The following is a 26,157-nucleotide window of genomic DNA, read 5'->3' as shown; positions in this document are numbered from 1 at the left end:
ACTTTCAAAGGCAAAAATACGTAATATAAAAGGACTATGAAAAAAATAAGCTCATCCTATTTAGGGAATTTAAGAATTTCCTCTCTTCATGAAAAATCAGGAACAATCATTGAAACAGATGCCCCGGTAGATAATAACGGAAAAGGCACAAGATTTTCTCCAACAGACCTTGTTGCAACAGCTTATTTAAATTGCATGATTACGATCATTGGTATTTATTGTGACAAAAACGAAATAGAGTTTCAAGATTGTAAAGGAGATGTTGAAAAAATCATGACAGATAATCCAAGACGAATTAGTGGACTCAATTTTGTATTAGATCTTTCTATGAACAATTGGAATGATCAAGAAAAAAGAAGAATTGAAAATGCAGCTAAGAACTGTCCAGTCGCGAAAAGCGTTTCTTCAGAAATCAAAATCAATATTGAATTTAAATATTAAAACCATATTACAATGCGCATTCTTCAAATTACATGTTTATTTTTCATCAGTATTACTTTTGCTTTAAATGCTCAAGAAGTCAATTATAATTTAACTGACTTTTATAAATACAACCTTGAACTTAATGAAAAAGTGAATCAACATTTTGACGCTTTAAGCGACCATCAAAAGGTAGCTCAATTAATCATGCCGGCAATTGGCCCATACGGACAAACCGAGGCTACAATTGATCAATTGGTAAAAACTGATAAAATTGGTGGCTTATTGTTACTGAATGGAACAAAAACTGAATTCACTAATTGGGTCAAAAAATACAACGAATGGAATACAGCATCTGGATCTCTTCCATTTCTATATAGTGCCGATGCCGAAGCTAGTTTGGTTAATCGTAAAATTAAAAACTCAACCCCTGTGAGTAAAGCCAACACACTAAAAACAAAGGCAGAGGTAAAAAAAGTAGCCAATATTATTTCAAATGATTTAAAGGAAATTGGAATCAACTATAATTTTGCGCCGGTTGTAGACATGTCCCCAAACAAAACAGTGGGATGGAGAAGTTTTGGCCATGAACCAGACAGTGTTATTCCATGGTCTGATGCATTTATTCAAGAAACACAAAAACACAATATTATTGCAACAGCAAAACATTTCCCTGGACACGGATACGTTGAAGGCGACACGCATAAAAAACTGGTTTACATCAAAGGTGAAATGAAAGAAATAAAAAACTATCCACCATTAATTGCCAATGGAGTAATGAGTGTTATGATAGCCCATATTGCTGTTGAGAACGACACGAAATTCAACACCAATGGAATGCCGGCTTCTATTTCTCGAGAAATTGTTACAGATTTATTACGTGACAGTTTAAACTTCAGAGGACTAATTGTAACTGATGCCATGAACATGTTGGGTGTTTCTACAATCGAAGGTTCAAATATTAAAGCAATTGAAGCTGGAGTAGATATATTACTGATGCCATTAAATGCTGCCAAAGCTCATCAAGAAATATTAGAAAAATATAGAGCTGATGAAAATTTTAAAGCGACCGTTGACCAATCTTGCAAACGAATTATTCGCGCCAAACTTTGTACTGAAGGAGCATTATTCCCTCAATAGAAAAAAAGACAAAAAGATTAAATGGCAATCATTGCCAATCCAACACCAAGCAGTAAACTAATAAGTTTAATTAAGTTAAACTTATGGTTTTCGCTTGATTCGAAAATAATGGTTGTTGAAATATGTAAAAACATACCGACAACCACAGCTAGGATAATTTCAAGATTTAGCCAAGCATTTTTAGCTCCGTAATGTCCAACTAACATTCCAAGTGGCGCCATTAAAGCAAAAGCGCTCAACACCATCCAAGCTTTAGATTTTTTAAATCCAGAAGCCAAAAGCAAGGTCATTAAAGCAATTGCAACAGGTATTTTATGGAGAATAATTCCCAACAACAGCCCTTGCACTCCATCACCTTTTGAATGATCGTGATGTGCGTGATGATGTAAATGATGCACACTTTCTGCCACAGCCTCTCCAGACTCAACCATAAATTGGGCCTCTAACGGCATTCCTTCAAAGAAAGAATGAAAACTTAAAGCCAAAAATAAAGACCACGGAATGGTTCCTTTAACATCTTTAGCATGAATATGTCCATGCTCTATTCCACCAGAAAAGTATTCCAAAAATAATTGAATAAGAAATCCAAGTAAAATATAATACCCTACTCCACTTGAACCGTGGGCATAGATTTCAGGTATAAAATGGATAAATGCAATAGCGAGTAAAAAACCACCACTTAATGAAAGTAAAATTTTAATCAACTTTCCACGATTCATGTTTTCTAAAAACACGACTAATCCACCTCCGACAAGTACAGAGATTACAAGGAGAATCGCTCCTAAAATTAAACTCATTTTTTCTTCGCTATAATAATTAATCGATCAGATTCTTTTCTGTCAAAAGGAGCTAGAGAAAAATCACCAAAAACATCTAAAACATCAAAACCAGCATTTTCCAACAATGTTTCAAACTCTTCTTTCTTGATGGCTTGTACTTTTTCTTGGAAATGAAATGGCTTCCCTTTATCTACAAAATCAATATTTTTAAAAATGTGACTTCCATTATAGGACTTCGTGATATTAAAATCAATTCCACTCAAAGTTTTCACCTCCTCTTCCACTAAATTATCAAGTGCATAATCAGCATTCATAAAGTCAATGACTAACAATCCGTCTTCAACCAACATTTGATGAACTGAATCCAACACCTTTTGGTTATCATCATAATCTTCAAAATATCCGAAACTTGTAAAGAGATTGAAAACCACATCGTAAGTATTTTCAAGGTAAACTTCACGCATATCGTGCGTATCAAAAGACAGGGTGTCATTCTCAAAAGGTTTGGCATTTTCGATGCTGTTTGCTGAAAGATCTACCCCAGTTACTTGGAGTCCTTGTTTATTCAGGAATATAGAGTGCCTACCCTTTCCACAAGCCAAATCAAGACAATTGGAACTTTTTGGTAGATTTAAATAAGCCAATAAATTGCTAATGAACTTTTCAGCTTCTGTGAAATCTCTATTTTGATATAAAATATGATAATACGACGTATCGAACCATGTTTCAAACCATTCACCCTTCTGTTCACTCATTTCCACGATATTAATTAAAAAGAAGACAAATGTATTCAATTTAAAGGATGTTTGCAATATTGTTGCATCAAAAGATAAAAGAAAGTAAAGGGATAACTTGGTCATTTGGAACAAAACAATATATTTGTAATGGAGTGCATTGAATCAAACAAAGACAGATGCCATTAAAAAGTGTTTACAAATTATATCAGGACATGGAAACCGAACAGTCCATCATCTCTTACAAGGGAGTGGTTTCGGCAGACTTATTAACTTCGGTACTCAACATAATGGAGGATAAACTAGCCATTATAGAAGAATCAGTTTCGATTCGGAAAAAGGTTTACAACGTGCTGGTAGAATGTTTACAAAACTTGTATCATCATAATGAAGGAAAAGGGACATTTACTAAAAATGCCAAACAAAGTATTTCTTCTGATAAAGCATCTATTTTAATCATTTCAAAGCCTGCAGATTTTTATGAAATTAAAACAGGAAACTTTATTGAAAATCAAAAGGTAGAAAAACTAAAGTCGAAAATTAATCACATCAATAATCTCGACAAAGAAGGATTACGCGATTTATACGTCTCCATTTTAAATGACGGTGAATATTCTAATAAAGGAACGGCGGGACTAGGATTGATAGATATCGCACGAAAATCAAACAAAAAAATAGAATATGAATTTAAACCTATAAATGACCAATATAGTTTTTACTGTTTAAATGTTAAAATCAATTAACCATGGAAAATATTAATCTTGAAGGGACAGCAAAAACACCTAGTGTTTCTTTTGAATATGACAATGGAACCATCGAACTGAGAGGGAGATCTATTCCAGAAAACTCTGTTGAGTTTTATAGACCGCTCAATGAATGGCTAAAAGAATATAGCACCTGTCCACAACCCAAAACCATTTTTGAAGTAAAGCTAGAGTACTTTAATACTTCTTCTTCTAAATGTTTACTCGATTTATTTAAGTTATTGGAATCTATTCCAAAAGACAAAACTTCCGTATACATTCACTGGTATTTTGAAAAGGACGACGGTGACATCGAGGAAGCAGGAGAAGATTATCAAGCGATTGTCCCATTGCCATTTAAAATGATTGAAGTAGACGAAATTTAATGACAGTAAAGAAAATTGGTTTAACAGGAGGTATTGGTTCGGGAAAATCAATCATCAGTAAGGTACTTCAAACCATGAATATTCCTGTTTTCAACTCAGATTACGAAGCGAAGTGTTTAATGTCTCAAAACAAACACATTCAAGGTCAAATAATCAATATTTTTGGTGATAAGGCTTATATTGAAGGAGAGTTAAACAGACCATATCTTGCCTCTAAAATTTTTAATGATCAGCGCTTAAAATCAAAATTAAATAACATTATTCATCCTGCTGTTCGACAGGCCTATGAAGAATGGAGTAAAAGTCAAACCTCTGGATTTGCGTTTAACGAGGCGGCTATATTATTCGAAACAGGTGCGTATAAGAATTTTGATGCAACGGTATTGGTCACTGCACCTGAAGCCATACGAATAAACAGAGTTCTTCAAAGAGATCGTTCAACAAGAGAAGAAATAAAGCAACGTATGAACAATCAATGGTCTGATGAAAAGAAAAAGGAATTGGCCAATTTTATCATCAACAATGATGACAAGACACTTGTTGTTCCACAAGTTTTGGAAATGTTATCAAAATTAAAGTAGGAATTATTTCACCTCCGTGTAATCGTCAAAATGATCATCGTCATTTTTATCGTCGTAGTCATCTTCTATAACTTCATCTCGCTTCCCTCCAATCAAAATGGAAAGAATTGCGTTTGTAATTTTCAACAATACAGAGATTAAGAAAAAGAATCCTATAACCTTAAAGATGAATCCAAATACAGGAGTGTCTTCAATATTCAAAATACTATCTAAAAACCAATTTGAAATCACATTTGAAGCCAAATGAGGTGCAAAATAAAATCCACTAAAGACCAGTAAAGCCAAAACAACTACACCTATTTCGAATCTTATATCAAAAACTGGTTTTAAGCTATTCATCATCCCTCCTAATCCAGGAATATTTGCTCTTCCGCTTACAGAAAACATGGACTGTTTCTTTTGTTTGGATTGAATTTTACCCGTAAAATAAATCAGAAGAATAAGTCCAGAAAGTAATATATCATTGAGTTCAATAAAACCACCGGCCTGTTTTACACTAAAAAGGAAAACGACATCTGCCAAGAACACATATCTTATGGTTTTAATGAAGTAAATTTCGAAAAGTAGCTTCGCTTTTCCTCCTCGTAAAATATTAACAAGCATCATAATGAGCCACCACAAAAAATTGTAAACGGCTAAAATCACCCCTATTCGAAATATAAAATTCAGTACTTCCACGGTTCAAAGTTGTAAAAATTAAATCTTTATTCAAATAAGAATACCAAAAATTCTTTACACTTCTTATATTTACCGCTTAATAAAATTAAAGATGATGAAAAAAGTTAATTTCTTATTGTTATTTATGTTTCTGAATGTTTTTGCTCGTGCAGAGGAAGGCATGTTAATCCCAACTTTACTCGGTGCTTTTGAATCCGACATGAAAGCTATGGGAATGAAAATTAGTGCGGAGGATATTTACGACGCCAATAATGCAAGTATTAAAGATGCCATCATTCACTTTGGTGGAGGATGTACTTCTGAAATCATTTCAGACAAAGGACTTTTACTTACGAATCATCACTGTGGGTTTTCTCAAATTTATTCTCACTCAACTGTAGAGAACAACATTGCAAAATATGGATTTTGGGCAAAAAATCTTGCAGAAGAATTGAAAAACCCAGGATTGACAGCTTCAAGAATGGTAAAAATTGAAGACGTTACAGCCAAAGTTCTTGAAGGAACTGAAGAGCTAAGCGGAGCTGAAATCAATCAAAAAATCATGGCCAACATTGCCTTATTAAAAGCTGAAGCCACAGATGGAAATCACTACGAGGCGAATATCAAACCATTCGATTACGGAAATAGTTACTTCCTTTTGGTGAAGGAAACTTTTAAGGACATCAGACTTGTTGGAACACCTCCAAACACGGTAGGTAAATTTGGTGGAGACACTGACAACTGGGTTTGGCCAAGACACACTGGAGATTTTTCAGTATTTAGAATTTATGCTGATGAAAACAACAAACCAGCTGAATACAGTGAGAACAACAAGCCTTACACTCCTATTCATCACCTACCAATTTCTTTAAAAGACAGACAAGTTGACGAGTTCACAATGGTTTTTGGATTTCCAGGAACAACAAATCAGCACACCATTAGTAACGAACTAGATTTCATCATCAACGAAATGCGTCCTGCTCAAATTAAAATGAGAGACCTTTCATTATCTGTTATTAATGCAGCAATGAAAAAATCAGAGGCAACACAAATTATGTACGCTCCAAAACAAGCAAGAATAGCAAATGCATGGAAAAAATGGATTGGTCAAATCGACGGATTAAAAAGAGGTAACGCTGTTGCAAAGAAATTAAATTACGAAGATGCTTATGCTGCAAAAGCAGCAGAAAGTGATGAATACAAAGAATTTCAAGATGTCGTAAAAAGCTTAAGAGAATTATCGGCAAAATACAACAGCAGTGATTTCACATACAACATGTACATAGAATACGTTTATGTTGGTTCAGAAATGTTCAAAAGAGCAAGAGCAATTAATGATTTAATAACACTTTATAAGGAAGAAAAAACAGAAGAACTTGCAAAAGCTGTAGAGGCTGAAAAAGAAGCAATGAAATCTTTCTTTGAAAAGTATGATGTAAATATTGATAAAGAAATCTTCTTAATGCAAAGTGAATATTATAAAAACACAATTGATACTGCATTTATTCCTGCAAGTTTGAATGAAGATTTAAAAGATTTACAAGAAGAAATTTTTGAAGAATCATTTTTGGTTGACCAAGAAGAATACATGAATGTATTAAACAACTTCGATAAATATGCTAAAAAGAAGATTAACAAAGATGCAGGAATTCAACTTTTCACTGAATTGAATGATATTTTCAGAAACAAGTTATTGGCTGATTTAAGAGTTTATTATGGAACAAAGAATCAACTGATGAAGCCTTATGTAAAAGGAAAGTATGAAATGTATCCTGAAGCGAAACATTGGGCAAATGCAAACAGCACTTTACGTGTAACATACGGAAAATTGGAAGGTTCTACTCCTAGAGACGGAATGAAATATACTCCACACACAACTTTGGACGGAGTAATTGAGAAATACAATACAGGGAAAGACGATTTCGATTTATTGCCAAGAATGTTGGAGCTATACGAAGAAAAAAACTATGGTGATTACGCTCAAGATGGTGAATTATGGGTTTGTTTCACAGGTTCAAACCATACCACAGGAGGAAACTCTGGTTCGCCAGTAATTAATGGAGAGGGTCATTTAATTGGAGTAAACTTTGACAGAAGTTGGGAAAGTACAATGAGTGACTATATGTTTGACGCCTCAAGATGTAGAAACATTTCTGTGGATATACGCTATGTACTTTGGATGATTGACATCTATGGTGAAGCACCACATATCGTTGATGAAATGACAATTGTACGTTAATCACAATAAATTGTAAACAATCAAGTTAGTAGGTAAAATAATTTAGGATGGAAAAAAAGAAATCTGATCAAGGCGCCAATGAATTATTGGTGTTTTCTTACAAAAACCGAAAGATATTAATATTCACTGGACTAATTGCAGGGGTGATTTCAATCATTATTTCACTAATGCTTCCGGTGTTATATGAATCGAATGCAATTGTGTTTCCAACAGCGACAAGTACAGTTTCTTTTAACGCACAAAGTAACGCCAAAGCGAGTTCAATGGACTTCGGTGAGGAAGAGCAAGCAGAACAACTTATCCAGATTCTTCAATCCTCGCCTCTAAGAAATCGTATCATCGAGAAATTTGACTTGGCAAAAGTTTACGAAATTGATCCTGAGGAAGAAAGTTATCACCATAAATTAGGAAAAGCATACGAAAGTCACATCCACTTTGAGCGTACTCGTTATGGTTCTATCAACATTTCAGTTTTAGATAAATCTCCACAACTGGCCGCAGATATTGCAAACAAGATTGTACAATTAATAGATACGGTTAAAAACGATTTGATTAAAGAACGTACAATTCCAGCTTTTGAGATCAACAAAAGAAAGTTAGAACAACTAAAAGCGTCACAAGAAAGGTTGAATAAAGAAATGGATAGTCTTTCAAAGCTTGGAGTTGTTGACTCGGAATCTAGGTCTGGATTATTCGCTGCATTAAACGAATCAAAAACAACGGAAGACAAGGCATTTTTCAAAAAGCAAATCGAAGTGAACTTGAAATATGGTTCTAGATACGATGCCCTTTCTGATCTTCGTGAATACCGAACTGAAAAACTAACAGACCACGAGGTATCATACGAACAAGCGGAGTCTGATGCATTAGAAAATTTCAATCATAAATTCGTTGTTGAATCTGCTGTAGCTTCTGATAAAAAAGCCAAGCCAAAAAGAATGATCATCGTTTTGGTCTTTACTTTTGCTGCAGTGATTTTAATGTTTATCGCTTTATTGATAAGAGACAGATTTAAAACAGTTAAACAAGCGGTTTAAGCAGTGGATTTCATTAAAAACAATAATTTGCTTATAGGTTTTTTATTCCTTTTTTTAGGAGTAAATACCTATTTCATGTTCAATGACAATTATTTCTTTAATGCTTTACCACTCGTTTTAATCATTGCTTATCTTGGATTTTTCCATACGAGTACTGCTTTTCTCTTGGTTGCTTTTTGCACACCTTTATCCGTTAATCTTGAAGAGTTCACGGATGGAAAAATCGGATTATTCCTCCCTACAGAACCTATTCTTTTCGGATTGATGTTACTGGTAATCATGAAGGAATTAAAAAAACCTTCAATAGGAAAAGCATTTTGGATGCATCCAATTACGCTTTCTATTGGCTTCTACTTAATGTGGGTTTTTATGACTTCTATCACCAGTTCTAATCCTTTGGTTTCGTTCAAATTCTTATTGATGAAACTGTGGTATATCATTCCTATTTTAATGATTGGATTCAAGATATTCGAAGAGAAGAAAAACATTGTTCGATTTCTGTGGTGCTATACTATTGCTATGGCAATTGTGATTAGTTACACCTTAATTCGTCACTGGGGATATAGTTTTGGAGAAAAAGAAGGACACTGGGTAATGTCTCCATTTTTTAAAGATCACACAATTTATGGTGCTTCTATCGCAATTAGTCTCATTTTTAATATTGGATTATATTTCTATAAAAAACACTCCATTCAAGCACAGGTTTTACTGATTATTCTTTTTATAATTACGTTACTTGGACTCTATTTTAGTTATACTAGAGGAGCATGGTTGAGTGTGGTGTTTGCGCTTGCTGTTTGGGCTTTCATCAAATACAAAATTAAGTTTAAATACTTGTTAGGAGTAGGTATAAGTCTACTTTTAATTGTGTTGGTTTCATGGACTCAAATAGAGATTGCATTGGCCAAAAACAAGCATGAACATACCACTACTAATTTCGATGAAAGATTACAATCAGCAGCTAACATTTCCTCTGATGCATCCAATCTGGAACGACTTAATAGATGGGGCGCTGCTTGGAATATGTTTTTAGAACGACCAGTTTTTGGTTTCGGTCCAGCGACTTACGCCTTCGAATATGCACCTTACCAAGATCCAGAAAACTTAACTATTATTTCTACGAATTTCGGAAACCAAGGGAATGCTCATTCAGAATACCTTGGCCCACTAGCAGAAATGGGTTTAATTGGAACTTTATCAGTTTTAGCTTTTGTTGCAGCACTATTCTACTGTGGAATAATGTTACTGATCCATTTGAAACGTTATACTCCTGAGGATAAGGAAATGTATATAATCATATTGTGCTTAATCTTAGCAATGTCAACCTATTTCTTCCATGGATTATTGAACAATTATCTTGATACTGACAAGGCCTCTATTCCAGTATACGGAGTTTCTGCGATTATCATTGCACAGAGTTTGCGTTTAAAGCAAAAACTAAAGACAAACTAAGCCACAAAAAAAATGCAACTACACATAATGTAATTGCATTTGAAAATTAATTCTTTTAAGGAATTATAGATACTTTTTATCAATCAAGTAATTTTCTACATAATCGTTTATTCCTTGTTCTAGCGTATGGAATCCTTTTGTATATCCTGCAGAAATCAGCTTATTAATTTTTGCTTCAGTATAATACTGGTATTTATCTCTAATGTCCGCTGGAGTATCAATATAAGAAATCTCCGTATCGCGATTCATCGCATGAAAAGTGTTCGATGCCAAAGTTTTGAACGTTCTTGCTTTTCCTGAACCTACATTATACAATCCGCTTTCTGGGCGTTTTTCCATCAAGAAAACACAAATATTCAGAACATCTTTAACGTAAATGAAATCTCTTTTTTGTTCTCCATCTTCATACTTTTCGTTATGAGAACGGAACAATTTCATCTCACCTGTTTTCATGATTTGACGGAAAGCGTGTAAAACTACAGAGGCCATTCTTCCTTTATGGTATTCATTTGGTCCATAAACATTGAAGAACTTTAATCCAGCCCAAAAAGGAGGTTTAATTGGTTGTTCCAATACCCACTTATCGAATTCTTGTTTAGAATCACCATAAGGATTTAACGGCTTTAATTTCTCTACTAGTTCGTGATCATCATCATACCCAAATTCACCCAATCCATAAGTTGCCGCCGAACTTGCATAAACCAAAGGAATACTGTATTGTGTGGCATGTCGCCAAAGCTCTTTAGAATAGTTTAAGTTTAATTCATCAAAAACAGTTTTGTCAAATTCAGTTGTATCTGTTCTTGCTCCGATATGGAAAATAAACTTCACATCTTCACCATGCTCTTTCAACCATGGAAGAAATTCACCTCGATCTATTCTTTCTGAGTACTTCTTACCTACAAGATTGTGTTCTTTTTCATTATTAGAAAAATCATCTACGATAATAATACGACTAATTCCTATATCATTTAGTTTGCTGACCAAACCACTACCGATGAATCCAGCAGCTCCTGTTACAACTATCATATTCTTTGTTTTTTTTAATGTATTTATAGTAAAGATACAAAAATGACAACTTTATTAACATTAATCATCATAAAAAATCAAGCTTTGAAAAAAGATAGGCTTTAGTGACAAAAAAAAGCTAATAAGTATATTTATTCTTTAAGCCAAATCGATATTATTGAGATCAATTGCGGCTAAAAACTTAAAACGGTCTAACGCAATGGTTGACCAACAGCTACAGCACAATCATGTCCAGGCTCTCCATGTGGAGGATTTAATTTAACCTCATTATTATTCATTGGTGTACTAGAAGTTGAATTTAATGGTTGTCCAACAGCAATTGCACAATCGTGTCCTGGTTCACCATGTGGAGGATTCAATTTTACTCCGTTATTATTTTGTGAATTTGTATTTATCTGGTTATTCTGTGGAGCATCATTTTTATCTGCATTTGCATCCATTGAAGGTTTTACAGTATTATCGTTTGATCTACTTCTTGGAGTATTATCATAAGATTCTGTTGTTTCTTTTGAATCAGCATTATTGGTGTCATCTCCACCACAAGAACTAAAGGATAGAATGGCTCCTGCACATAATAATAATGGTGTTTTTTTAATTGTTTGTAATAACATACTATTGTTTGTTTTTTGTAGTTAAATCACCAAGTTAAGAGAATTATAAGGAATAGCTGAAGAAATTAACATAATATATCACTACAATTTCTGTGGAGGAGAGGACTATAAAAACTGATCATTTTAATTAAAAAAAAATGCACAAAAAAACCCCATGCAAAAGCATGAGGTTTTTATCTAATATTTGAGACTAATCTTAAGCGTTACTGTCTTGAGCGATTTTAACGTACTCGTCATAATCTACCTCTTTAACGTCCAACTTAACTGTCTCTTTGAAGTATTTCGTCATTTTTTCTTCAGCCAACATATCATAAATTTGTTGTGCTTCTTTTTGGTTTGACAATACTTGCTCTGCAGATTGCGTTAATTCAGCATCTTCTGGTGCTGGCATTCCATATTGCGCGTATTGGTTAACCAATAGACTTTTTGTGTAATTTACAGCTTCTTCTTTTTCAACTTTCATGTCGTTGTTTTTGAAGATACTGTTTTGAATCAATTGCCATCTCAAACTACGTGCATAGTTTTCGAAGTCATTCTCAACATCTTCCATTGTGATAGCCTCTTTTTGAGATGCTAATATCCATCTTTTCAAGAAAGCTTCTGGAAGTTGAATATCTGTCTTTTTGATTAAGTCATTTGAGATACGACGAGTTAAAATTTTCTCACTGTCTTTTTCGAACATTTGAGCCATATCTGCCTCAACTTTCTCTCTCATCTGCTCTTCAGAAGTCACTTCTCCTTCACCAAACAATTTATCAAATAACTCTTGGTTCAATTCAGCAGGCTCCATTACCTTCACTTCGTTGATTGTCAAGTTAAATTTATCAGAAATTGAATCCAATTGACTTTCTTCGATTCCCAACATAGATGCTGTATCGTTTCCACCTCTAGAAATATTCATTGGGTTTACAACTACAGTGTCACCAGCTTTCTTACCGATCAATTCTTTTTTCAATTCCTCGTCCTGAACGAACTCCATTGAAATTGTAGAATCGTTCATAACTCCACCTTCTAAGATTTCACCGTCTTCGTTCAATTCTACCAATTGACCAAGTACCATGTCTCTTTCACCAACTTTCTCACCTGAAGTTAATTTTCCGTAACGACGTGTAAGATCTTCGATTTGTTTGTCAACTAATGTTTTGTCAACTTTTACTTTAGTGTATTCGTATTTGTTTCTTCCAGAAAGTTTCACATCAACTTCAGGAGAAATACCGATTTCGTAAGTAAACTCAAATGTATCTGGGTTATCAAAGTCACCTTTTACTTCGATGTCGTTTTTTGGTAATGGATTTCCAAGAATTTCAAATTCTTGTTCATCAACATATTTAAAAAGTCCTTCGCTAACAATTCGGTTTAATTCATCGCCAAGTACGTTTTTACCGTATTGTTTCTTGATGATACCCATTGGTACTTTTCCTTTTCTAAAACCAGGAATGTTTGCATTTTTTCTGTAGTTTGTTAAAGCTTTATCAACATTTTCTTGATAATCACTTTTCTCTACTTTAACTTTCAATAGTGCGTTGAGATCATCAACGTTTTCTTTTGTAATATTCATATTGATTGAAATAAACTTTTACTTAATACTAAAACCAAAAAGGCTCAAACAAAAAATGGTATAAGTTAAAACTCATACCACTTTTAATTGTGTGCGGATGGAGGGAGTCGAACCCACACGCCTCGCGGCACTAGATCCTAAGTCTAGCATGTCTACCAATTTCATCACATCCGCATTTTAAAAAAATATACCAAAACGTTATTTGGTATCTATCTACTTTTATAATCAAAAGCGAGTGCAAATTTAAGTAATTATTATTTAATATTAATGGAATTAATAAATTTATTTGAAAATATTTTTTTGGAATTATTTTCACCTCTCTATTTTAGGGTGTTTTGATTTTTTGAAATCTAATTTAAGCGAACAAAAATGGTAATATGTTTACTCATAACAGGTCGCCACTCTGAGGCTTTATAAATGTTTTTTAATTGTTTTTTATTAACATCTCCACCACGCTGTGGTGGAGATAAAACAACTTACTCATAAATTTGTAGTGATCCATAACTTATGATTCATCTTTCCCATTCTTGTCTTATATACCAGTATAACTAGCCCACAGAGTGGGCTATACGTTAATAAAAAACGTTTAGCGTTTTAAAAAGCCGCAGAGCGGTGACACTTCGAACCAACACAATTATTCAAACTAAAGTCTACCAAACTCCAAAACAGCACCTTTATTAAAACCTAAATATACCTCATCTGTTACTGGTTGAGCACTCATACTTATAGTAAAAGGAACTCCAGAAGGAAGTTTAACGGTTAATTGAATTTTATCCCCTAGAACAATTGATTTAATCACCTTTGACTTGACATAGTAATCGCGATTTGGTTGATGATCACTTGCAATGATGTGTTCGTTTCGTATGGCAAATGATTTCCCTTTATCAAAACTACAATTGAAATCTTGCTGAATTTCTGAAGTTAAAGACAAAACTTTGCCAAAAAGCGAAGCTACATATTGATTTGTTGGTTGTGTATATAAATTCGATGCAATGTCTTTTTGAACCAACTTCCCTTTATGTAAGATAAGAATTTCATCTGCTACTGTTAAAGCATCTTGGGTGTCGTGGGTAACAAATAGAACTGTAACACCTGTTGAATTAATGATTTCAAAAATCTCATTCCGTAATTGCGTTTTCAACATCGTGTCCAAATTACTAAATGGCTCATCTAGAATCAATAAACTTGGTTTTGGCGCTAATGCTCGAGCCAACGCTACACGTTGTTGTTGACCACCTGACAATTGATAAGGATAACGCTTTTCCATTCCTTCAAGTCCAACCAAATCAAGCATTTCTTTGGCAATCTGCTTTTTATCTTTGTGTTTAGCAATTCCATACATTACATTTTCAATGATGGTTAAATGCGGAAACAAAGCGTATTCTTGAAACACCATTCCAATTTTACGTCTTTCTGGTGGTATAAACGTGGTGAGGCTAGCCACTTTTTCATTGGAAAGAACTATTTCTCCATCATCTGGTCTTTCCAAACCAGAAATCAAGCGAACAAGTGTTGTTTTACCACTTCCACTCTCTCCAACGATGGCGCAAACACTTCCTTTTTTTATTACAAAAGAAACGTGGTCTAAGGCGAATGTTTTTCCTTTATCAAAGCTTTTAGAAAGTGATTTTATTTTAAGCATTTTATTTCTCTATCTTAATTGGTGTGTAAAATTATCACAAAAGAATTAGGTGAAATATAAAAAAGTTTAGTCTTTTCATTTTTTCTTGATAAAAAACGAAACAAAAAATCATTGAACTTTTAAGGCGAATACTTCGTAACGTGAAATTTCTTATGCTTCATGCTCTTTTTTTTCTTTTAGAAAAAACGCAATTCCGCAAGAAATTCACTTTCGCTGGAAAAGTTCAAAAGAACACGTTTTAACATCATCCTACCTTATTATTGTAATATAATTCACTACAATAAATTATCCAAGGAGTTTATTTTAAGCATCTTATTTCTCTATCTTAATTGGTGTGTAAAATTATCACAAAAGAATTAGGTGAAATATAAAAAAGTTTAGTCTTTTCATTTTTTCTTGATAAAAAACGAAACAAAAAAATCATTGAACTTTTAAGGCGAATACTTCGTATCGTGAAATTTCCATTGCTTCATGCTCTTTTTTTTCTTTTAGAAAAAACGCAATTCCGCATGAAATTCACTTTCGCTGGAAAAGTTCAAAAGAACACGTTTTAAAATCATCCTACCTTATTATTGTATATAATTCACTACAATAAATTATCCAAGGAGTTTATTTTAAGCATCTTATTTCTTTATCTTAATTGGTGTGTAAAATTATCACAAAAGAATTAGGTGAAATATAAAAAAGTTTAGTCTTTTCATTTTTTCTTGATAAAAAACGAAACAAAAAATCATTGAACTTTTAAGGCGAACACTTCGTAACGTGAAATTTCTTATGCTTCATGCTCATTTTTTTCTTTTAGAAAAAACGCAATTCCGCATGAAATTCACTTTCGCTGGAAAAGTTCAAAAGAACACGTTTTAACATCATCTTACCTTATTATTGTAATATAATTCACTACAATAAATTATCCAAGGAGCTTATTTTAAGCATCTTATTTCTTTATCAAAAGTTTATTTAGAAAAATAACGGGTAGTGTTGCCGTTAAGATAATCAAAAGGGATGGAATTGCTGCTTCCATAACCATTTCGTCACTTGCGTATTCGTAGGCTTTAACGGCCAAAGTTTCTACGCCATAAGGTTTTAGAATTAAGGTTAATGGCAGTTCTTTCATGACATCAATAAAAACCAAAATCACCGCACTAAAAATCCCCGTCTTTATCAATGGGAATTCAATCTTAAAAAAGGTTTTTAAATTTCCAACGCCTAAAACCCTAGAAGAATTCGCGACCGATTCGTCAATTTTTAATGATGTGGATTCTATCGGATTATACGCAACCGCCAAGAACCGAACAGCATAAGCATAAAACAATGCGATGAGTGTTCCATTGATCAAAAAGCCGGTTTCAATTCCGAAATCTGCTAAAACACGGATCAACCACTTGTCTAATGCCAAGGTCGGAATCATAATTCCAATAGCGATTACTGCTCCCGGAACAGCATAACCCAAAACTCCAATTCTGGCAACGTTTTTCACCATTCTTAAAGCGTTCCATTTTGAGAAGTAAATCAACATTAATGCAAAAAACACGGTAATTAACGCTGAAGAGATAGCAATTCCAAAACTTTCTAAGGCAACACTAAAAAAGGCCACATCGAAAACTTTAGAAGCGGTAAGAAAGGCCCAATAAATCAATTGCGCAATGGGCAAAACAAATCCCAACAATACAGGAAGTGCAACTACAGCAAAGATCAACCATTTCAATCTTTTCTTTGGTGACTTTCTTTGCATCTGTTTGGTATTCGTCTTGGCTGATGAAAATTTAACTTTACGCATTTGCCATTTTTCTATTCCAATTAAGGCAAAAATTATGAGCACCAATAAAGCGGATAAATAAACAGCTGTCTCCGGTTCTTCTAATGAAAACCACGAACGGAAAATCCCCGTAGTAAAAGTATTGACACCGTAATATTTTGCAGCACCGTAATCGTTTAGCACTTCCATCAATACCAAAACCAATCCAGCAACAATTGCAGGTCGTGCCAAGGGCAACATCAATTTGAAAAATGTTTTACGCTCCCCTACTCCAAGCATTTTTGAAGCCTCCATCAAACTATTGGCTTGATACAAGAAAAATGCACGCGCACTTACATATACATAAGGAAAAAGGGAAATACTGAGGACAAAAGCCAATCCATAGCTGTTCATCACATCAATTCTGACAAACTCCAAATTTAAAGCACGAAGAATTAAGGCTAAACTTCCACCATAATCGAAAATCCCAGCGTAGGCATAGCCAACAATGTAAGAAGGAATTGCCAAAGGAAGTATCAGTAACCATTCCAATTGTTTACGCATTGGGAAATTGAAGCGGGCCACAAACCAAGCAGATGAAACGCCAAAAATCAACACCAAAACGCTACACATCACTACGAGGAAAAGGGAATTCAACACATAATCGGGTAACAAATACTCCACTATATGACTCCATGTTTCTCCTGGACCAAAAAACAATTCAACGCCAATGACAATAATTGGCAAGGCAATTAAAACAACAATAGCCAGTGTAAACACTGACCATTGATTGCTGTCTCTTAAAAACCTTTTGAGATTAGATTTTAAGGAAAAAATATTTTTATTTCCAGCCTGCTTCATCAAATAATAAAACGGCTTTTTTATTGTTTTCGCCTAATTTTGTAAGGTTCAAAGTATCTTCTTTAAATTCTCCCCAAGCTTGAATATCTGCTGATGGCGCTACGCTTTCCAAAACAGGATATTCGTAATTTGCAACTGTAAAGATTTGTTGTGCTTCTTCGCCAATTAAAAACTCTATAAAACGAATAGCATTCTCTTTGTTTGGGGCATGTTTTGCAACTCCTGCTCCACTCACGTTAATATGTGCACCTCTTCCTTCTTGATTTGGAAAGAAAATTCCTACTTGTTTTGCAACATTTACCTCTTCTTCATCTGCTGAATTCAATAACTTCCCGATGTAGTAAGAATTTACAATGGCTAAGTCACCTTCTCCAGCAACTACAGCTTTTACCTGGTCTCTATCCGAACCTTTTGGTGATCTTGCCATGTTATCTACTAAACCTTTTGCCCAATCTAAAGCTGTTTCTTCACCATCATTGGCAATGATTGAAGCCATTAACGATTGATTGTAAATATTTGAAGAAGAACGCACCAAAATTTTGTCATCCCATTTTTCTGAAACCAATTGTTCGTAGGTTGAAAGCTCTTCTGGTTTCACTCTATCTTTAGCATAAACGATTATTCTCGCACGCTTCGTTAAACCAAACCATTGATTATCGACATCTTGAAGGTATGCAGGAATTGATGATTCTAACACATCAGATTCAATACTTTGCAACAAACCTTGTTCTTTTGCTCGATGTAATCTCCCTGCATCAACTGTAATTAAAACATCAGCAGGAGACTGAGCACCTTCCATTTTCATTTTTTGAATCAACTCATCTGCACTGGCGTTAATTACCTTCACTTCAATACCTGTTTGGTCTTCAAACAGTTGAAAAATCTCTTGATCTGGTTCATAGTGACGATGTGTATAAACATTCACTACTTGTTGCTTTTCTTCAACTGCTTTTTCTTCTTTTGCTGTTGACTGCTCTTCATTTCCTCCACACGATGCAAAGATTGACAATGCTGCTGCTATTACAAATGTTTTCTTCATTGATTCTGAATATTTGATTTACGCAAATATAGTTATTTAGAATGGATTTGGATAAGGAGGGATGTGGAATGTATATGACTATAAATTCTATTAAGAAACCAAAAGATTAATTTTAGAATATTCTTAACTTAGTAAGTTAGAATTAATCTAATGAATTAGCAAACTAAAAATCAAGAAGGTATTACCTTAAATACATTCTATCTAAAAAAACTATTTATGAAAAATCAAATCAATTTATTTACAAACAAATTCCAATTATCTAAAACTTTACGATTCGAATTAAAGCCACAAGGAAAAACGCTTGAACATATCAATTCAAAAGGTTTTATTAAAAATGACGAAAAGAGAGCTGATAGTTATAAAAAAATGAAAGCTACAATTGATGCTTTTCATCGTGATTTTATTGATTTAGCAATGTCAAATGTAAAACTAACTAATCTGATAGATTTTGAAGAAATTTACAATGCCTCAAACGCTGATAAAAAAGATGAAAAATACAAAACCAAACTAAGTAAAATCCAAGAGATTTTAAGGAAAGAAATAGCCAAAGGTTTTAAAGGAGAGGAAGTAAAAGATATTTTTTCTAAAATCGACAAAAAAGATCTAATCACTAAACTATTAGAAGAATGGATAATTGAAAACAAAATAGAAGACATTCATTTTGATCCCGAATTTAAGAATTTCACAACTTACTTTTCAGGCTTTCATCAAAATAGAAAAAACATGTATACTGATCAAGAACAATCTACAGCAATTGCTTACCGATTAATACATGAAAATCTACCCAGATTCATCGATAACATAAACATATTTCAAAAAATTAATAAAGTACCTGATTTAGAGGAGAATTTAAAGAAACTTTATCAAGAAATCGAGGAGTATTTAGGGATAAATGCAATAAATGAGGCATTTGAATTAGAGTATTTTAATGAAACATTGTCGCAAAAAGGAATAGACATTTACAATTTAATTCTTGGAGGTAGAACTGCTGAAGAAGGGAAACAAAAAATACAAGGTTTAAATGAATATATAAATTTATATAACCAAAAACAAGACAAAAAAAACAGAGTACCTAAACTAAAAGTACTTTATAAACAAATTTTAAGTGATAGAACAAGAACGTCTTTTTTACCTGATACATTCGAGGATGATGAAGAAAGTTCAGCAAGTCAAAAAGTATTAGATTCTATAAATAATTTTTACCTAGAAAACTTAATTGACTATTTACCAAATGATAAAAATAGCACGATTAATGTGCTTGAGAATTTAAAATTGCTACTTGCTGAATTGATTAACTTCGAATTAGATAAAGTTTATATAAAAAATGACACCAGTATTACGAATATTTCAATGAAAATATTCAAAAATTATAGTGTTATACGAGAAGCACTTAATTATTTTTATGAAAATAAAATAGACCCTAATTTTGCTCATAATTTTAATAATGCAAATACCGATAAAAAAAGAGAAAAACTAGAAAAGGAAAAGGCTAAAATCACAAAACAAACCTACCTTTCAATCTCCTTTATAGAAGAAGCAATTCATCTTTATATAAACGAAAATTCAAATGGAAATCAATACAAAAACACCTACAAACCTAACTGTATTGCTAATTACTTTAAAGATTTTTTCATAGCCGAAAACAAGGAAGGTTCTAACAAAGAATTTGATTTCATTTCAAAAATAAAAGCAAGATACAACACCATTAAAGGAGTCTTAAACACTCCTTTTCCAGATAATAAGCGTCTGCATCAAGAGAAAAATAATATTGATAATATTAAACATTTCTTAGATAGTATAATGGAGTATTTACATTTTGCAAAACCACTAGTTTTATCAGGAAGTTTTGCTTTTGAGAAAGACGAACAATTCTACACCAATTTTGATGAATTATACAATCAATTAGAGTTAATCATTCCACTCTACAACAAAGTAAGAAATTATGCTACTCAAAAACCATATAGTACGGAGAAATTTAAACTGAATTTTGAAAACAGTACACTTTTAAACGGATGGGATGTCAATAAAGAGGAAGCTAATACGTCTATTTTATTCATAAAGAATGGTTTTTACTATCTGGGAATAATGGATAAAAACCACAATAAAATATTCAGAAACACACCAAAATCAACAAACACTGATATTTATAAAAAAGTAAATTACAAATTACTCCCTGGAGCTAGCAAAATGCTTCCTAAAGTGTTTTTTGGAAAGAAAAACCTGGATTACTACAAACCTAGTAAAGATATTCTTCGTATACGAAATCATGGAACACACACTAAAGGAGGAAAACCACAAAGTGGATTTGATAAGTTAGATTTTAATTTAAATGATTGTCATAAACTTATAGATTTTTTTAAGGATTCAATACAAAAACACCCTGATTGGTCAAAGTTTAAGTTCAAGTTTTCCGACACTCAAATCTATGAATCAATCGATCAATTTTATAGAGAATTAGAACCACAAGCTTACTCTATAACATACACCAATATCGATTCATCATTTATAGAGGAACAAATTAATGAAGGAAAACTTTATCTTTTTCAAATTTACAACAAAGACTTTTCAAAATTCAGTAATGGCAAACCTAACCTTCACACACTATATTGGAAAGCACTATTTGATGAACAGAACTTAAAAGATGTAACATATAAACTTAATGGAGAGGCTGAAATATTCTATCGTAAAAAGTCAATTCAACACGATAGGCAAATAATTCACAAAAGAAATCAACCGATTATTAATAAAAATCCAAATAATGAGAAAAAAGAAAGCATATTTAAGTACAACATTATAAAAGACAAAAGATATACAATTGACAAATTTCAGTTTCACGTTCCAATTACATTAAACTTCAAAGCAAAGGGTACAGATTACATCAATTATGATGTTTTAGATTATTTAAAGGAGAATCCTGATGTTAAAATCATTGGATTAGATCGTGGAGAACGACACCTTATTTACTTAACACTAATCGATCAGAAAGGAAAAATATTAGAACAGATATCGCTTAATGAAATTGTTAACAAAAAACATAACATAACGACTTCTTACCACAATCTTTTAGAGACAAAAGAAATTGAAAGAGACAAAGCAAGAAAAAACTGGGGAACAGTAGAAACCATTAAAGAACTCAAAGAAGGTTACATTTCACAAGTTGTCCATAAGATATCCAAAATGATGATTGAACATAATGCCATAGTTGTAATGGAAGACTTAAACATGGGCTTTAAACGAGGTCGTTTCAAGGTGGAGAAGCAAGTTTATCAGAAATTGGAGAAAATGTTGATAGACAAACTAAATTACCTTGTATTGAAAGATAGACAACCAAACGAGCCAGCTGGAATATACAATGCTTTACAATTAACAAATAAATTTGAAAGCTTTCAAAAGTTAGGAAAACAAAGTGGTTTCTTATTTTATGTACCTGCATGGAACACTAGTAAAATAGATCCAACGACTGGATTTGTCAATTTATTCCATGTAAAATATGAAAGTGTTAGAAAGTCACAAGAATTCTTTAATAAATTTAATAGTATCAAATACAATCCAAAAGAAGCAATTTTTGAATTTGATTTTGACTATAATGAATTCACTACGAGAGCTGAGGGCACCAAAACAAATTGGACTGTTTGCACATATGGTGATAGAATTAAAACATTTAGAAATCCAGAAAAACTAAATCAATGGGATAATAAAGAAATCAATATTACCACAGCTTTTGAAGACTTCTTCGGTAGACATAATATTACATATGGAAACGGATCCGACATAAAGAGTCAATTGATTTCTAGAGAAGAAAAAGACTTTTTCTCAGAGTTAATCCATCTATTTAGACTTACATTACAGATGAGAAATAGTAAAACAAATAGCGAAATCGATTATTTAATCTCCCCTGTAAAAAATGAAAATGGATTCTTTTATGATAGTCGACATGCAGATAAGAATCTTCCAAAAGATGCAGATGCGAATGGTGCATATCATATTGCAAAAAAAGGATTACAGTGGATTAAAGAAATTCAGTCATTCGAAGGTAACGAATGGAAAAAATTAAAATTAGATAAAACGAATAAAGGTTGGTTGAAATTTGTTCAAGAAAATCAATAACTAAAAAAAGGGTCGAGACAACACTCGACCCTTAAAACACTGTTTTAAAACAACTTAAAAACATTCCAATGTAACCTTTTACAAAAATAAACGTTAAGGTAAAATAAATAACACTTTAACAAATGGAATTTTTTCTACCTATTTCTTATCTAAACGATTTCGTATTTTGCCCATATTCAATTTACCTACATCAAGTTTACGACAATAACTTTACAGACACTTATAGTGCCAAACCACAAGAACAAGGAAAACGAGTTCATTCAAAAGTTGACAGACCTCATTTGAAGAATAGTAAAAGGATTTTATCAGGAGCTTATGTAATTTCAAATAGACTTGGTGTTTATGGTAAAATCGATCAATACTATCTTAAAGAGAGAAAATTAGTTGAAAGGAAATACAATCTAAAAAAAATATTTCGTGGATACTACTATCAAATCTGGGCTCAATACTTAGCCTTGGAAGAAATGGGACATCCTGTAGACAGTCTTTATTTTCAATCAATTAAAAAGAATGAAAGAGTCGAGGTAGAAAAGCCTAATAGTGAAGAATTAAATGAGTTAAGAACACATATAAAAACAATTGCTCGATTTGACTTTGAAAATGAAATAAAAATTAACCCACAAAAATGCACACATTGTATATATGCATCATTATGTGACAAAACTAATAAAGACCATGTTTACGCATAAAGATATAGAGAATAGAAGCATCTTCGTTATAAACGGAACTAAACATCAAGCATTGAGAGTATCTGCTGGTAGACTAATGCTATTTGACACAAAAAAAGAGAAAGCAATTACAAAATTACCTTTCCCAAAAATACTTTCTTTAATTATTATTGGACACACTACGTTAACATCTGCATTAATTGAAAAATGCAACAAAAATGGAATCCCATTAGTCATCATGAAGCCAAACTTCAAACCAGTTTTCTATTATGGAGACATGGCTGAAGCTAATTTTCTTTTAAGAAAAAAACAATTTGAATATCCCAAGGGAGACTTAAGTATAGCTATTGAACTAATTAAGAATAAGACAAAAAACCAGAGACATCTATTAAAACGCACTAGAGAAAAGAATGATAAAGTGACTCAATCAATAAAAATGATAGACACCTTATTACCAACAATGGATAACGTTTCAAATTATCGTGAATTAATGGGGATAGAAGGTAAAATTGCAAAGCATTTTTTTGAGGCATATTTTGAATTTACTGACTGGAAAAACAGATTACCTAGAGTAAAACAAGACACTCTAAACGCAACTATGGATATAGGTTACACATTTCTTTTTAACTATATAGAAAGTATGTTAAGGCTTTTTGGCTTCGATCCATATATTGGTGTTTATCATCAATTATGGTTTAGAAGAAAAAGTCTTGTTTGTGATTTAATGGAACCGTTCCGTTGTATAATTGATCATCAAATACGTAAATCGTTGAAATATGGAACCTTCAAACCAACAGACTTTGAACTCCATCAAAATGCTTACTACTTAAAATCAGAAAAACGTAAGGTATATACCAAAACATTTTATGAAGCAATTATTAGTAGAAAATCAATAATATACAAATATACGCAGCAGTACTATCGCTGTTTTATGGGTAGAAAGAGTGTAACAAATTATCCTATTTTCGATTATGAATAATGTAATTATTGTAACATACGACATTTCTAATAATAAAGTAAGAACACAATTCTCAAAGTTTCTAGAAAAGTATGGTGTTCGTGTCCAATTTTCAGTTTTTGAAATAAAAAACTCGAAAAGAATCATGGATATAGTTAAAAATGGTATCGAAGAAAGATTTAGTAAAAAATTCGAGAAATCTGACAGTATTTATATCTTTTGTGCAAATCACAAAAATACCATTAGATATGGAAGCGCAAACCTTCTAGACAACGACATGATATTCATATAATTACAAACCTCACTCCTATTTAAGAACATAAATTCTATATAAAAACCCTAAACATTACTAATCATAGGTATTACACGCTATTATAAATGAAGTTTATTAAAACAAGGGGGGGAAGAAAGTAATTAATTAAAAGTCAAACAACCCTGTATTTATGGGGGAATTAATTAACTTTACCTTTAATTAGCGTCTAATGACGTTTTTAAATTTCTACTATTGTAGATGGAGATACAATTGAGTGGGTTACAACTAAGTCTAATGACGTTTTTAAATTTCTACTATTGTAGATTTGATTACTTATTTAATTCCTGTAAAGTCTAATGACGTTTTTAAATTTCTACTATTGTAGATATCTTGAGCTGGTGGCGCATTCAACACGTCTAATGACGTTTTTAAATTTCTACTATTGTAGATTAATATGAAATTACTCAATGATTTACAAAGTCTAATGACGTTTTTAAATTTCTACTATTGTAGATCGTTAAGATCTCCAGCTCCTGCAAAAAAGTCTAATGACGTTTTTAAATTTCTACTATTGTAGATTTCAGTAGGCTTATTAACAATTAAAATTGTCTAATGACGTTTTTAAATTTCTACTATTGTAGATGCTGCATATAACCAAATGACCCCTTAGTCTAATGACGTTTTTAAATTTCTACTATTGTAGATTGGCGCAAATGAGTTGACTGTTTTCCAGTCTAATGACGTTTTTAAATTTCTACTATTGTAGATTGATACGGCCACCTATTATGAAGAAAAGTCTAATGACGTTTTTAAATTTCTACTATTGTAGATTGGCGCAAATGAGTTGACTGTTTTCCAGTCTAATGACGTTTTTAAATTTCTACTATTGTAGATTGATACGGCCACCTATTATGAAGAAAAGTCTAATGACGTTTTTAAATTTCTACTATTGTAGATGAGTTATTGATAAATTGCTTTCAATGATCGTCTAATGACGTTTTTAAATTTCTACTATTGTAGATAAAATAGGCTTAATGTGAACCTTCAGGGGTCTAATGACGTTTTTAAATTTCTACTATTGTAGATATCATGAGATACAAGTGTTTTATTTCCGTCTAATGACGTTTTTAAATTTCTACTATTGTAGATCACTCCACCACTATTTTAACATTCATGTCTAATGACGTTTTTAAATTTCTACTATTGTAGATGCGTATATCCATTTCTGCCATGTCCAAGTCTAATGACGTTTTTAAATTTCTACTATTGTAGATGCGTTCACAGTGACCTTCTTAACAGGTGTCTAATGACGATTTTAAATTTCTACTATTGTAGATAAGTGATCGATGTGATTCTCCGTGGTGTCTAATGACGTTTTTAAATTTCTACTATTGTAGATTCCAATGGCAAACCAAGATAACACGATTAGTCTAATGACGTTTTTAAATTTCTACTATTGTAGATAAGTGATCGATGTGATTCTCCGTGGTGTCTAATGACGTTTTTAAATTTCTACTATTGTAGATAT

General features: G+C 32.5%; 21 protein-coding genes, 1 tRNA gene and 1 CRISPR repeat array (1 of these 23 running past the window's edge). Of the genes, 12 read left to right on the top strand and 10 right to left on the bottom strand.

The features are described from left to right. Positions 1–36: 36 nt before the first annotated feature. The gene (locus DXU93_RS06630) at positions 37–441 is read left to right on the top strand and encodes an OsmC family protein (RefSeq protein ID WP_116880491.1); all 405 of its coding nucleotides are present in this window, start codon (positions 37–39) and stop codon (positions 439–441) included. A gap of 12 nt (positions 442–453) precedes the next feature. After that, positions 454–1,560, top strand: coding sequence for a glycoside hydrolase family 3 N-terminal domain-containing protein (locus DXU93_RS06625; protein ID WP_116880490.1), 1,107 nt, complete (start codon positions 454–456; stop codon positions 1,558–1,560). 17 nt (positions 1,561–1,577) lie between these two features. Here the strand turns inward: DXU93_RS06625 and DXU93_RS06620 are convergent, their stop codons facing one another. Together DXU93_RS06620 and DXU93_RS06615 are read right to left on the bottom strand one after the other, a co-directional pair. Next, positions 1,578–2,357: a ZIP family metal transporter gene (locus tag DXU93_RS06620; RefSeq protein ID WP_116880489.1), complete on the bottom strand. Its 780-nt coding sequence runs from the start codon at positions 2,355–2,357 to the stop codon at positions 1,578–1,580. Then, positions 2,354–3,094, bottom strand: coding sequence for an SAM-dependent methyltransferase (locus tag DXU93_RS06615; RefSeq protein ID WP_116880677.1), 741 nt, complete (start codon positions 3,092–3,094; stop codon positions 2,354–2,356). Before DXU93_RS06615 ends, DXU93_RS06620 begins: the two co-directional genes overlap by 4 nt. A gap of 158 nt (positions 3,095–3,252) precedes the next feature. On the opposite strand from DXU93_RS06615, the gene DXU93_RS06610 reads away from it, so the two are divergent. From DXU93_RS06610 to coaE, 3 genes are read left to right on the top strand one after another with little or no spacing between them, the layout of a single operon-like run. After that, positions 3,253–3,816 (top strand): SiaB family protein kinase, encoded by a 564-nt coding sequence (locus DXU93_RS06610; protein ID WP_116880488.1) that lies wholly within the window; start codon positions 3,253–3,255, stop codon positions 3,814–3,816. A 2-nt stretch (positions 3,817–3,818) separates the two neighbouring features. Continuing rightward, a complete protein-coding gene (locus tag DXU93_RS06605; protein ID WP_116880487.1) occupies positions 3,819–4,202 on the top strand; it encodes a DUF1987 domain-containing protein in 384 nt (127 codons plus the stop codon). Further along, positions 4,202–4,783, top strand: a complete 582-nt coding sequence (gene coaE, locus DXU93_RS06600; protein WP_116880486.1) for a dephospho-CoA kinase — start codon at positions 4,202–4,204, stop codon at positions 4,781–4,783. The genes DXU93_RS06605 and coaE overlap by 1 nt, the downstream gene beginning before the upstream one ends. A gap of 3 nt (positions 4,784–4,786) precedes the next feature. On the opposite strand, the gene DXU93_RS06595 is transcribed toward coaE, so the two are convergent. Continuing rightward, a complete protein-coding gene (locus DXU93_RS06595; protein ID WP_123776069.1) occupies positions 4,787–5,461 on the bottom strand; it encodes a hypothetical protein in 675 nt (224 codons plus the stop codon). A gap of 94 nt (positions 5,462–5,555) precedes the next feature. Between DXU93_RS06595 and DXU93_RS06590 the strand changes: the two genes are divergently transcribed. From DXU93_RS06590 to DXU93_RS06580, 3 genes are all read left to right on the top strand, one after another. Then, the gene (locus DXU93_RS06590) at positions 5,556–7,679 is read left to right on the top strand and encodes a S46 family peptidase (protein WP_165851351.1); all 2,124 of its coding nucleotides are present in this window, start codon (positions 5,556–5,558) and stop codon (positions 7,677–7,679) included. Positions 7,680–7,726: 47 nt separating this feature from the next. Continuing rightward, on the top strand, positions 7,727–8,716 hold the full coding sequence (locus DXU93_RS06585) for a Wzz/FepE/Etk N-terminal domain-containing protein (RefSeq protein ID WP_116880483.1): 990 nt from the start codon (positions 7,727–7,729) through the stop codon (positions 8,714–8,716). A gap of 75 nt (positions 8,717–8,791) precedes the next feature. Continuing rightward, positions 8,792–10,168, top strand: coding sequence for an O-antigen ligase family protein (locus tag DXU93_RS06580; RefSeq protein ID WP_123776068.1), 1,377 nt, complete (start codon positions 8,792–8,794; stop codon positions 10,166–10,168). A gap of 63 nt (positions 10,169–10,231) precedes the next feature. Here the strand turns inward: DXU93_RS06580 and rfaD are convergent, their stop codons facing one another. The 7 genes from rfaD to DXU93_RS06545 form a co-directional block, all read right to left on the bottom strand. Then, positions 10,232–11,197 carry an ADP-glyceromanno-heptose 6-epimerase gene (gene rfaD, locus DXU93_RS06575; RefSeq protein WP_116880481.1) on the bottom strand — a complete coding sequence of 322 codons (966 nt, stop codon included), beginning with the start codon at positions 11,195–11,197 and terminating at the stop codon, positions 10,232–10,234. A gap of 191 nt (positions 11,198–11,388) precedes the next feature. Further along, complete coding sequence (locus tag DXU93_RS06570) at positions 11,389–11,808, bottom strand: hypothetical protein (RefSeq protein WP_116880480.1); 420 nt, start codon at positions 11,806–11,808, stop codon at positions 11,389–11,391. 196 nt (positions 11,809–12,004) lie between these two features. Then, complete coding sequence (gene tig, locus DXU93_RS06565; protein WP_116880479.1) at positions 12,005–13,366, bottom strand: trigger factor; 1,362 nt, start codon at positions 13,364–13,366, stop codon at positions 12,005–12,007. 92 nt (positions 13,367–13,458) lie between these two features. After that, positions 13,459–13,540, bottom strand: a tRNA-Leu gene (locus DXU93_RS06560). 469 nt (positions 13,541–14,009) lie between these two features. Continuing rightward, on the bottom strand, positions 14,010–15,008 hold the full coding sequence (locus DXU93_RS06555; protein ID WP_116880478.1) for an ABC transporter ATP-binding protein: 999 nt from the start codon (positions 15,006–15,008) through the stop codon (positions 14,010–14,012). A gap of 934 nt (positions 15,009–15,942) precedes the next feature. Then, positions 15,943–17,604 carry an ABC transporter permease gene (locus DXU93_RS06550; protein ID WP_116880477.1) on the bottom strand — a complete coding sequence of 554 codons (1,662 nt, stop codon included), beginning with the start codon at positions 17,602–17,604 and terminating at the stop codon, positions 15,943–15,945. Further along, positions 17,585–18,643 (bottom strand): Fe(3+) ABC transporter substrate-binding protein, encoded by a 1,059-nt coding sequence (locus tag DXU93_RS06545; protein ID WP_116880476.1) that lies wholly within the window; start codon positions 18,641–18,643, stop codon positions 17,585–17,587. Before DXU93_RS06545 ends, DXU93_RS06550 begins: the two co-directional genes overlap by 20 nt. Before the next feature lie 216 nt (positions 18,644–18,859). On the opposite strand from DXU93_RS06545, the gene cas12a reads away from it, so the two are divergent. The 4 genes from cas12a to cas2 all read left to right on the top strand — a co-directional run bounded on the left by cas12a (position 18,860) and on the right by cas2 (position 24,668). After that, positions 18,860–22,750, top strand: coding sequence for a type V CRISPR-associated protein Cas12a/Cpf1 (gene cas12a / locus DXU93_RS06540; RefSeq protein ID WP_116880475.1), 3,891 nt, complete (start codon positions 18,860–18,862; stop codon positions 22,748–22,750). Positions 22,751–22,872: 122 nt separating this feature from the next. Then, the gene (gene cas4 / locus DXU93_RS06535; protein WP_116880474.1) at positions 22,873–23,439 is read left to right on the top strand and encodes a type V CRISPR-associated protein Cas4; all 567 of its coding nucleotides are present in this window, start codon (positions 22,873–22,875) and stop codon (positions 23,437–23,439) included. Then, entirely contained in the window at positions 23,426–24,397 is a 972-nt protein-coding gene (cas1, locus tag DXU93_RS06530) for a type V CRISPR-associated endonuclease Cas1 (RefSeq protein WP_116880676.1), read from the top strand. The genes cas4 and cas1 overlap by 14 nt, the downstream gene beginning before the upstream one ends. Then, positions 24,390–24,668 (top strand): CRISPR-associated endonuclease Cas2, encoded by a 279-nt coding sequence (gene cas2, locus DXU93_RS06525; RefSeq protein WP_116880473.1) that lies wholly within the window; start codon positions 24,390–24,392, stop codon positions 24,666–24,668. The genes cas1 and cas2 overlap by 8 nt, the downstream gene beginning before the upstream one ends. Before the next feature lie 185 nt (positions 24,669–24,853). Next, a CRISPR array of direct repeats spans positions 24,854–26,157; the repeat unit is 36 nt; unit sequence GTCTAATGACGTTTTTAAATTTCTACTATTGTAGAT (it continues 60 nt past the right edge of the window).

This window comes from Brumimicrobium aurantiacum (genome assembly GCF_003402975.1).
Taxonomy (GTDB): domain Bacteria; phylum Bacteroidota; class Bacteroidia; order Flavobacteriales_D; family Crocinitomicaceae; genus Brumimicrobium; species Brumimicrobium aurantiacum.
This window is presented reverse-complemented; position numbering and strand designations above follow the sequence as displayed.

Coding starts and splice junctions, on each gene's coding strand:
- DXU93_RS06630 (WP_116880491.1), top strand. CDS start 37: ATGAAAAAAATAAGCTCATCCTATTTAGGGAATTTAAGAATTTCCTCT.
- DXU93_RS06625 (WP_116880490.1), top strand. CDS start 454: ATGCGCATTCTTCAAATTACATGTTTATTTTTCATCAGTATTACTTTT.
- DXU93_RS06620 (WP_116880489.1), bottom strand. CDS start 2,357: ATGAGTTTAATTTTAGGAGCGATTCTCCTTGTAATCTCTGTACTTGTC.
- DXU93_RS06615 (WP_116880677.1), bottom strand. CDS start 3,094: ATGAGTGAACAGAAGGGTGAATGGTTTGAAACATGGTTCGATACGTCG.
- DXU93_RS06610 (WP_116880488.1), top strand. CDS start 3,253: ATGCCATTAAAAAGTGTTTACAAATTATATCAGGACATGGAAACCGAA.
- DXU93_RS06605 (WP_116880487.1), top strand. CDS start 3,819: ATGGAAAATATTAATCTTGAAGGGACAGCAAAAACACCTAGTGTTTCT.
- coaE (WP_116880486.1), top strand. CDS start 4,202: ATGACAGTAAAGAAAATTGGTTTAACAGGAGGTATTGGTTCGGGAAAA.
- DXU93_RS06590 (WP_165851351.1), top strand. CDS start 5,556: ATGAAAAAAGTTAATTTCTTATTGTTATTTATGTTTCTGAATGTTTTT.
- DXU93_RS06585 (WP_116880483.1), top strand. CDS start 7,727: ATGGAAAAAAAGAAATCTGATCAAGGCGCCAATGAATTATTGGTGTTT.
- DXU93_RS06580 (WP_123776068.1), top strand. CDS start 8,792: ATGTTCAATGACAATTATTTCTTTAATGCTTTACCACTCGTTTTAATC.
- rfaD (WP_116880481.1), bottom strand. CDS start 11,197: ATGATAGTTGTAACAGGAGCTGCTGGATTCATCGGTAGTGGTTTGGTC.
- DXU93_RS06570 (WP_116880480.1), bottom strand. CDS start 11,808: ATGTTATTACAAACAATTAAAAAAACACCATTATTATTATGTGCAGGA.
- tig (WP_116880479.1), bottom strand. CDS start 13,366: ATGAATATTACAAAAGAAAACGTTGATGATCTCAACGCACTATTGAAA.
- DXU93_RS06555 (WP_116880478.1), bottom strand. CDS start 15,008: ATGCTTAAAATAAAATCACTTTCTAAAAGCTTTGATAAAGGAAAAACA.
- DXU93_RS06550 (WP_116880477.1), bottom strand. CDS start 17,604: ATGAAGCAGGCTGGAAATAAAAATATTTTTTCCTTAAAATCTAATCTC.
- DXU93_RS06545 (WP_116880476.1), bottom strand. CDS start 18,643: ATGAAGAAAACATTTGTAATAGCAGCAGCATTGTCAATCTTTGCATCG.
- cas12a (WP_116880475.1), top strand. CDS start 18,860: ATGAAAAATCAAATCAATTTATTTACAAACAAATTCCAATTATCTAAA.
- cas4 (WP_116880474.1), top strand. CDS start 22,873: ATGGAATTTTTTCTACCTATTTCTTATCTAAACGATTTCGTATTTTGC.
- cas1 (WP_116880676.1), top strand. CDS start 23,426: ATGTTTACGCATAAAGATATAGAGAATAGAAGCATCTTCGTTATAAAC.
- cas2 (WP_116880473.1), top strand. CDS start 24,390: ATGAATAATGTAATTATTGTAACATACGACATTTCTAATAATAAAGTA.